4 protein-coding genes and 1 pseudogene are annotated in these 2,628 nt (G+C 74.4%); 3 read left to right on the forward strand and 2 right to left on the reverse strand.

Translation table 11 applies throughout. From position 1 onward, the window contains the following. Positions 1-296, forward strand: a pseudogene (locus IH13_RS0107560) (FUSC family protein); the annotation flags it as partial. Positions 297-404: 108 nt separating this feature from the next. After that, positions 405-1,214, forward strand: coding sequence for an SDR family oxidoreductase (locus IH13_RS0107565; protein WP_051835787.1), 810 nt, complete (start codon positions 405-407; stop codon positions 1,212-1,214). A 115-nt stretch (positions 1,215-1,329) separates the two neighbouring features. On the opposite strand, the gene IH13_RS40550 is transcribed toward IH13_RS0107565, so the two are convergent. After that, on the reverse strand, positions 1,330-1,515 hold the full coding sequence (locus IH13_RS40550; RefSeq protein WP_082317539.1) for a hypothetical protein: 186 nt from the start codon (positions 1,513-1,515) through the stop codon (positions 1,330-1,332). Between the two features lie 119 nt (positions 1,516-1,634). On the opposite strand from IH13_RS40550, the gene IH13_RS0107570 reads away from it, so the two are divergent. Then, entirely contained in the window at positions 1,635-2,006 is a 372-nt protein-coding gene (locus IH13_RS0107570) for a VOC family protein (protein ID WP_031082204.1), read from the forward strand. A 24-nt stretch (positions 2,007-2,030) separates the two neighbouring features. On the opposite strand, the gene IH13_RS0107575 is transcribed toward IH13_RS0107570, so the two are convergent. Then, a partial coding sequence (locus tag IH13_RS0107575) for a UdgX family uracil-DNA binding protein (protein ID WP_031082207.1) occupies positions 2,031-2,628 on the reverse strand: 598 nt, incomplete at its 5' end.

Consider the following 2,628-nt stretch of genomic DNA (forward strand, 5'->3'; position numbering starts at 1 on the left):
TGCGGCCGCCCGGCGAGGCGCTCACCGAGCTGGGCGTCCTGCTCGTCGCGGCCGCGGAGGTGTGTCTTGTGGACCAGCAGGCCATGGAGCACGGATACGACGACGACCTGACGGCCCGCCGCCACGAAAACCTGGGACGCGCCCGCGAGGCGCACACCCGGATGAAGGGCCGCCAGCCGGACGCGGACCCGGACGCCCGGGCCTCGGTGGGCGGTCTCGTGGCCGTCTCCCAGGCCCTCCTCGACGACCTCACCCCGGCCGACGCGCGGGCCGGGCCGGACCCCAGGCGGGACTGACCGCGCTCGCGCGCGCACGACTCCTGCCGCGTAATGGTGCTGTCCGGCCGCCGTGGACACCCGTTCACCGCTCGGCGGCGACAGAGTCGGCACAGAGAGGGAGGAACGATGACCGAGGAGAACCGGCCGGTGGCGCCCGTCGCGCTGGTCACCGGCGCCGATTCCGGTATCGGCCGTGCCGTGGCCGTCGCGCTGGCCCGGCAGGGCATGGACGTCGGCATCACCTGGCACCGCGACCGCGAGGGCGCCGAGGGCACCGCCCGGGAGATCCGGGACGCCGGGCGCCGTACCGCGTCGGCGCGACTGGACCTCACCGGTCTGCCCGGTGCGGCCGGCGTGGTGGACGACCTGGCGGAGGAACTGGGCCGGGTGGACGTCCTGGTCAACTGCGCGGGTACGGGCACGGCGACCCCGTTCCTCGACCTGGACCACGCGACGGTCCAGCGGGTGCTCGACGTCGATCTGGTCGGCCCGTTCCTCTGCTCGCAGCGCGCGGCGCGCCGCATGATCGCCCAGGGAGGCGGAGGGCGCATCGTCAACGTCACCTCGGTGCACGAACACCAGCCGAGGGTCGGGGCCGCGCCTTACTGCGCCGCGAAGGGCGGTCTCGGCCTGCTGACCCAGGTCATGGCCCTGGAGCTGTCCGAGTACGGCATCACGGTGAACTCCGTGGCGCCGGGAGAGATCGCCACCCCGATGACGGGGCAGGAGGACGCAGACGTGTACAGCACCGAACGGCCCGGCATCCCGCTGGGGCGGCCCGGTGACGCCCGCGAAGTGGCCGCCGTCGTGGCCTTCCTGGCGGGACCCGAGTCCTCGTACACGACCGGGGCGTCCTGGGTGGTGGACGGCGGGATGCTCCGCATGGGCCCACAGGCCGGATCACACCTCAACTCCCACGACTGGCGCCGCCCCTGAGCCGCGGCCGCCCACGACGACACGGCAGGAGCGACGGCATCACGAGAGGACACCGAGGAAGCCGCGGTCGGACGGCGACCGGGCCGGGGCCCGGCCGCCGTCCGTACGGGTGGGGTCACGGGTGGTCCGGCGCCTGCTCCGGCGGACGCCCGCCGCCCTTGTCCCCGCGGTCAGTGCCGTGCGCCCGGCCGCCCTTCCCCTGCCAGGACTTCGGCTCCGACGCCTTGCGGGCTCCGCTCTCCTGGGGCGTCGCGCCGCCCCTTCCGCTGCGTCGTAGCTCGGGCTGCTGCGGATTGGACATATCAGCTCCTTTCGGAGTATTGACTGACAAACCCTCGCACTTCTTACGTACCCTGCCGCGGGGCCGCGACACCTGTGCGTGCGGCCTTCGGCGCGACCCACCGTGGAAAGAAGGACCGCATGCCCCTCGCGACCTACAGCCTCGTCGCCCTCGACTGCCCCGACCCCCGGGCCCTGGCCGGGTTCTACCGGGCGGTGCTGGGCGGTGAGGTCAGCAACACCGCGAACCGCTGGTACGAACTCCAGGTGCCGGGCGGGGCCCGCATCGCCTTCCAGGAGGCACCGGACCACCGGCCGCCCGCGTGGCCGCGCGGCGACCACGACTCCCAGCAGGCCCACCTGGACTTCGAGGTGGCCGACATCGACCGGGCCCAGGAAGAGGTGCTCGCTCTCGGCGCGAGGCCGCTCGACCTCGACGACCGGGGCGGCGAGCGGGGCTTTTGGGTGTACGCGGACCCGGCGGGCCATCCCTTCTGCCTCTGCCGGCAGTAGCGCCTCCGCCCGCTTCCCCGCCGCTCAGCGGCCGAGGAAGCGGGCGGCCACGCGCAGATCGGACACCAGCCCGTCGAAGGCCTCGTCCCGGTCCCTGGCCCGGAGCACCGCCGAAGGGTGCACCGTGGCCAGGAACCGGCGCTGACCACCGGCGCCGCCCTCCGCCGACGCGACGGGAAGATCGTCCCCCGGCGGCAGCGAGAGCAGCGCCCCACGGGACTCGGACACCTTGAACGCGCTGCCCAGCAGCGACTTGCCGGCGGTCGCCCCGAGGGCGACGACCAGTTCCGGGTCCACCCTGCGCAGCTCCGCGGCGAGCCAGGGGCGGCAGGCCGCCAGCTCACGCAGGTCAGGCGCCTTGTGGATCCGGCGCTTACGGCCCTCGGTGACGGGCGCGAACTTGAAGTGCTTGACCGCGTTGGTCAGGTAGACGTCCCCGTCGTCGACGCCGGCCGCGGCGAGCGCCTTGCGCAGCAGCCCGCCGGCCGGCCCCACGAACGGCTCACCCGACCGGTCCTCCCGGTCGCCGGGCTGCTCCCCGACCAGCAGCGCGCGGGCGGGGACCGGCCCGGCGCCGAACACGGTCCGTGTGGCGTCCGCGTACAGCGGGCAGCCGCGGCAG

The organism is Streptomyces sp. NRRL WC-3549 (assembly GCF_000721935.1).
In the GTDB taxonomy this organism is placed as follows: domain Bacteria; phylum Actinomycetota; class Actinomycetes; order Streptomycetales; family Streptomycetaceae; genus Streptomyces.